Annotated in this window: 5 protein-coding genes; all 5 read left to right on the forward strand. The window is 70.6% G+C overall.

Annotation, left to right across the window (positions count from 1 at the left end):
• Positions 1-157 precede the first annotated feature (157 nt).
• The 5 genes from prcB to ACFV0O_RS24520 all read left to right on the forward strand — a co-directional run bounded on the left by prcB (position 158) and on the right by ACFV0O_RS24520 (position 5,909).
• Entirely contained in the window at positions 158-1,000 is an 843-nt protein-coding gene (gene prcB, locus ACFV0O_RS24500; protein ID WP_380345295.1) for a proteasome subunit beta, read from the forward strand.
• 31 nt (positions 1,001-1,031) lie between these two features.
• The gene (prcA, locus tag ACFV0O_RS24505; RefSeq protein ID WP_360261618.1) at positions 1,032-1,787 is read left to right on the forward strand and encodes a proteasome subunit alpha; all 756 of its coding nucleotides are present in this window, start codon (positions 1,032-1,034) and stop codon (positions 1,785-1,787) included.
• Between the two features lie 121 nt (positions 1,788-1,908).
• Positions 1,909-3,270 (forward strand): Pup--protein ligase, encoded by a 1,362-nt coding sequence (gene pafA / locus ACFV0O_RS24510; RefSeq protein WP_380345297.1) that lies wholly within the window; start codon positions 1,909-1,911, stop codon positions 3,268-3,270.
• Between the two features lie 134 nt (positions 3,271-3,404).
• Positions 3,405-4,391 (forward strand): FKBP-type peptidyl-prolyl cis-trans isomerase, encoded by a 987-nt coding sequence (locus tag ACFV0O_RS24515; protein WP_360261616.1) that lies wholly within the window; start codon positions 3,405-3,407, stop codon positions 4,389-4,391.
• 204 nt (positions 4,392-4,595) lie between these two features.
• Complete coding sequence (locus ACFV0O_RS24520) at positions 4,596-5,909, forward strand: FKBP-type peptidyl-prolyl cis-trans isomerase (protein ID WP_360261614.1); 1,314 nt, start codon at positions 4,596-4,598, stop codon at positions 5,907-5,909.
• Positions 5,910-6,047: the final 138 nt, after the last annotated feature.

The raw sequence follows: 6,047 nt of genomic DNA on the forward strand, positions 1-6,047 counted from the left end.
ACCCCCTGCTGCGCGATCGCGCCGCGGCGCGGGGGGGGGGGGGGGCGGGCGCCCCCCCCCCCCCCCCCCCCGGCACCTCCCGGCCACGCTCCGACAGTGATCGTCGGGCGGGTAGGGTGCGGGCAGCGCGCGCTTCAAGCTACCTGGAAGGAATCGTGTGGAAGCCAACACTCGCGGCACCGGGCGTCTACCGGCTGCCTTCCTGACCCCGGGGTCGTCCTCGTTCCTCGACTTCCTCGCCGAGCACAAGCCGGAGCTGCTCCCCGGCCACCGCGGGCTCCCCGCGGGCTCGGTGGTCGAGGCCCCGCACGGGACCACGATCGTGGCCGCGGTCTTCGACGGCGGTGTGGTGATCGCCGGTGACCGCCGGGCGACGATGGGCAACGTGATCGCCCAGCGCGACATCGAGAAGGTCTTCCCGGCCGACGAGTACAGCGCGGTCGGCATCGCCGGCACCGCCGGCCTCGCGGTCGAGATGGTCCGGCTGTTCCAACTGGAGCTGGAGCACTACGAGAAGATCGAGGGCACCGTGCTCTCCCTGGAGGGCAAGGCGAACCGCCTCACCACCATGATCCGGGGCAACCTGGGCATGGCGATGCAGGGGCTGGCGGTGGTGCCGATGTTCGCCGGCTACGACCTGGACCTCGGCCGCGGCCGGATCTTCAACTACGACGTCACCGGCGGGCGTTCCGAGGAACGCGGCTTCGCCGCCACCGGCTCGGGCTCGGTCTTCGCCCGCGGCTCGATGAAGAAGCTCTACCGCGACGGCCTGACGGCCGAACAGGCCGTCACCCTGGTCGTCCAGGCACTCTACGACGCGGCGGACGACGACTCCGCCACCGGCGGCCCGGACCTCGCCCGCAAGATCTTCCCGATCGTCTCGCTGATCACCGAGGACGGCTTCCGCCGGCTCACCGACGCGGAGGTCGCCGAGACCACCGTGGCCATCACCGACGAGCGCCTGACCCACCCCAACGGCCCGCAGGCCCCGCTGCTCTAGCCAGCACCTCACAGGAAAGGGACGACCGCCGGTGTCGACACCGTTCTACGTCTCGCCCCAGCAGGCCATGGCGGACCGCGCGGAGTACGCCCGCAAGGGCATCGCGCGCGGCCGCAGCGTGGTCGTGCTCACCTACGCCGACGGCATCGTCTTCGTCGCGGAGAACACCTCCAGGGCGCTGCACAAGGTCTCCGAGATCTACGACAAGATCGCCTTCGCGGCGGTCGGCCGCTACAACGAGTTCGAGAACCTGCGCATCGGCGGCGTCCGCTACGCCGACCTGCGCGGCTACTCCTACGACCGGGCCGACGTCACCGCCCGGGGCCTGGCCAACGTGTACGCCCAGACCCTGGGCACCATCTTCTCCTCGGTCGGCGAGAAGCCGTACGAGGTCGAGCTGATCGTGGCCGAGGTCGGCCGCGGCAGCGACAACGACCAGATCTACCGGCTCACGCCGGACGGCTCGGTCGTCGACGAGAAGAACTACGTGGTGGTCGGCGGCAACGCCGACTCGATCGGCAACTACCTGGGCCAGCGCCACCGCGTCGGCCTGAGCCTCACCGAGGCGGTGAAGGTCGCGGTCGACTCGCTCGCCCGCGACCCCAACGGCGGCAGCCCGCGCAGCCTCACCCCGGAGCAGCTGGAGGTCGCGGTCCTCGACCGGCAGCGGTTCCAGCAGCGCAAGTTCAAGCGGATCCTGGGCAACCAGCTCAGCCGGCTGCTCGACGGGGACCAGTCCGCCGAGGCGGACGACGAGGACGACCCGGCGCACACCGCGCCGGAGTAGCAGTGCCTGCGGAGTCCCGTACGGCGGCCGGACCGCCGCCGTACGGGGGCTCCGGTGCCCCTGCGGCGGCCCAGTCGTCGTGGAGGCGGTTTCGGACAGCTCCGACCAGAATGGAGTGCTCATGGACCGCCGGATTTTCGGGCTGGAGAACGAGTACGGCGTGACCTGCACGTTCCGCGGGCAGCGACGGCTGTCGCCGGACGAGGTCGCGCGGTACCTGTTCCGCCGGGTCGTCTCCTGGGGCCGCAGCAGCAACGTCTTCCTGCGCAACGGCGCCCGGCTCTACCTCGACGTCGGCTCCCACCCCGAGTACGCCACGCCCGAGTGCGACGACGTGGTCGAGCTGGTGACGCACGACAAGGCGGGCGAGCGCATCCTCGAAGGCCTCCTGGTGGACGCCGAGCGGCGCCTGCACGAGGAGGGCATCGCGGGGGACGTCTACCTCTTCAAGAACAACACCGACTCCGCCGGGAACTCCTACGGCTGCCACGAGAACTACCTGGTGGCCCGGCACGGCGAGTTCTCCCGGCTGGCGGACGTGCTGATCCCCTTCCTGGTCACCCGCCAGCTGATCTGCGGCGCGGGCAAGGTGCTGCAGACCCCGCGCGGCGCGGTCTACTGCGTCAGCCAGCGGGCCGAGCACATCTGGGAGGGCGTCAGCTCCGCCACCACCCGTTCGCGGCCGATCATCAACACCCGGGACGAGCCGCACGCGGACGCCGAGCGCTACCGCCGGCTGCACGTGATCGTCGGCGACTCCAACATGTCCGAGACCACCACGCTGCTCAAGGTCGGCGCCACCGACCTGGTGCTGCGGCTGATCGAGGCCGGCGTGGTGATGCGCGACCTGACCCTGGAGAACCCGATCCGGGCGATCCGCGAGGTCAGCCACGACCTCACCGGCACCCACCAGGTGCGGCTCGCCAACGGCCGCGAGGCCAGCGCGCTGGACATCCAGGAGGAGTACTACTCCAAGGCCCTGGAGTTCGCCGACCGCAAGGGCATCAACACCGGCACCATCGCCCGGGTCCTCGACCTGTGGGGCCGCACCCTGGAGGCCGTGCGCTCCGAGCGGCTGGACGGGGTGGCCACCGAGATCGACTGGATCATGAAGTACAAGCTCATCGAGCGGTACCGCGAGAAGCACCAGATGAGCATGTCCAACCCGCGGGTGGCCCAGATCGACCTCGCGTACCACGACATCCACCGCCGCCGCGGCCTGTTCTACCTGCTCCAGGGCAAGGGCCAGGCGCAGCGGATGACCACCGACCTCAAGACCTTCGAGGCCAAGTCGATCCCGCCGCAGACCACCCGGGCCCGGCTGCGCGGGGACTTCATCCGCCGGGCGCAGGAGCAGCGCCGGGACTTCACGGTGGACTGGGTGCACCTGAAGCTGAACGACCAGGCGCAGCGCACCGTGCTGTGCAAGGACCCGTTCCGTTCGGTGGACGAGCGGGTGGAGAAGCTCATCGCCGGGATGTAGCCCGGTCAGCGATCGAGCCGCCGTGATCACGGCGGCGTCCGGCCCCGGTGGTGCCTACCGGGGCCGGACGCGTGCCGGGCATACGCTGTCCGTCGAGTCAGGAGAGCCGACTTCGACCGACAGTTAGGACCACCGTGCGCCGCACCGCCGGTTTGCTTCTCACCCTGCCGCTGCTGCTGGCGGTGGCCTGCAGCAGTTCCCCCAAGGCGGCCGGTCCGGCGACGCCGTCCGCGGCGAGCGCCGCCCCGACGGTGCCGGCACCGGTGTCCGAGGCGTCGCCGATGCCCACTCTTTCGGGTGGCGGTTTCGGCAGCAAGGCCACCATCACGATCCCCGACGGCCAGCCCAGCGGGCAGTTCGTGGTGAACACGGTCAGTGAGGGCGATCGGGCGACCGTCAACAAGGGCGACTGGGTGACGGTCAACTACAGCGCGAAGGACTGGACCACCGGCAAGGAACTGCCCAGCTCGTACGACCCCAACGGCAAGCCGCAGCTCTACCAGGCCGGCAGCGGGCAGCTGGTGCCCGCGCTGGACCAGAGCGTGATCGGCAAGAAGGTGGGCAGCCGGCTGCTGGTGGTGGCCCCGCCGGCGGCCGCCTTCGGCGACCAGGGCTCCGGTCAGCTGGGTGTCAACAAGAACGACACCGTGGTGTTCGTGCTGGACATCATGGAGAGCCTGCCGCAGGACTCCACGCTGAGCGGGAACATGACCCAGCCGCCCGCGACGCTGCCCCAGGTCAAGGACAACGGCAAGGCGCCGGTGACGATCACCATCCCGGCCGGGCAGGCCCCGCCCACCGACCTGCAGCAGGCGGTGCTGATCAAGGGTGAGGGCAAGCCGGTCAAGAGCGGGCAGACCCTGGTGGTGCAGTACACCGGGGTGCTGTGGAGCAACGGCCAGCAGTTCGACTCCTCCTGGACGCACGGCGGCGCGCAGGCGGTGCAGATCGGCACCGGCAGCGTGATCGAGGGCTGGGACAAGGGCCTGGTCGGGCAGACCGTGGGCAGCCGGGTCATGCTCGTGGTGCCGCCCGCGCTCGGCTACCAGGACAAGGCGCAGGGCGCCGTCCCGGCGAACTCCACGTTGGTCTTCGTGATCGACATTCTGGAAGCGGTCTAGGAAGTGACCCGGGGGATTCCGTACGCTTGGGCGGACGCTCGTACAACGAAGCGTCCGCCCTCATCCTGAGCTGTCATAATGCCCTCGCGCTGTGGCAGGTGCCGTCCGGCGCCGAAGGTCCGGGGCGGGCGGTGCGACGGCAGGCCGGCGTTCAGCACGCCGGGCGCAGACCTGGAAGACCTGTGGCGAGATGGATGGGGAGTCATGACTGAGAAGACGCCGAGCCCGGGCGGGGCCGGCACCGCGGCGAACGACAGCCCTGCGGGTGACCCGGCCGCCTCCCGTCCCGGCGGCCCGCTTCCGGGGGACGGCGAGTCGATCGTCGTCCCGCCGTCGATCCTGAAGCAGCAGGCCGGCTGGGCCCAGCCCGGTGAGGCGCCGCGTGCCGCGGGCGGGACGAAGACCGACGACACCCCGCAGATCTTCGCCTCCACCGTGCGGCGGTCCGACACCTCCGAAGCCGGGTACGACGAGAACCCGCCCGGGGTCGGCCGGCTCGGTGTGATCCTCGGCACGGTGCTGACCCTGCTGCTGGCCGGCAGCGCCGTGACGCTGTACCTGGTGAACAAGGACGGCGGCAAGGACACCAGCGCGGCCAAGCCGGACGCGGCGAAGACCGCGCCGCCCACGCCGAGCGCCGAGCCGGTGCCGCCGATCAAGGACAGTGCCAAGGTGCTGCCGACCGTCACCGGTGACTTCGGCAAGAAGGCCGACATCCAGGTGCCGGGCGAGGCCTCCGACGGCTCCTTCGTCGTCAAGGTGCTCTCCGAGGGCTCCGGCGCCAAGGTGGACAAGAACTCCTGGGCCTCGGTGGACTACACCGCCAAGGACTGGAACACCGGCAAGGACATCCCGAGCTCGTACGACGCCAACGGCAAGCCGCAGATCTTCCAGGCCGGCACGGACTCGCTGATCCCGGCGCTGGACCAGGCCGTGCTCGGGAAGAAGGCCGGCAGCCGGCTGCTGGTGGTGGCCCCGCCGGCCGCCGCGTTCGGCTCGCAGGGCAAGGCCGACATGTCGATCGGGGCGAAGGACGACCTGATCTTCGTCATCGACATCCGCAACGCCAACGCGCCCGACTCGGTGGTCAGCGGCACGGTCACCCCGCCGCCGGCGGACTTCCCGCAGGTCAAGGACAACGGCAAGAAGCCGGCCGACATCACCCCGGTGGCCGGCGCCAAGGACCCGACGGAGCTGAAGTCCCACGTCCTGATCAAGGGCACCGGGCCGAAGGTGGAGAAGGGCGAGAAGGTCGTCGTCCAGTACACCGGCGCGCTGTTCAAGGACGGCAAGGTGTTCGACTCCTCGCTCAGCAAGGGCCAGGCGTTCACCTTCCCGGTCGGCGGTGGCCAGGTCATCCCGGGCTGGGACCAGGGCCTGGAGGGCCAGACCGTGGGCAGCCGGGTCGAGCTGGTGATCCCGGCCGCGCTGGGCTACGGCGACAAGGGCCAGGGCGACATCCCGCCCGCCGCGACGCTGGTCTTCGTCGTGGACATCCTCGACGCGGGTCAGGGCTGATCCACTTTCGGGTGACAATGGTGTGCGTGTGACCTTCGGGTCCGGCCGCGTGGCCGGCCCCGGACGGGCGGCGGACGCCGGTACCGGGGGCCGCCCCCCCGGTCGGTGTCGTATAAAAAAAACACAGCCCCCGAGACA

It is taken from the genome of Kitasatospora sp. NPDC059577 (assembly GCF_042735475.1).
GTDB lineage: Bacteria > Actinomycetota > Actinomycetes > Streptomycetales > Streptomycetaceae > Kitasatospora.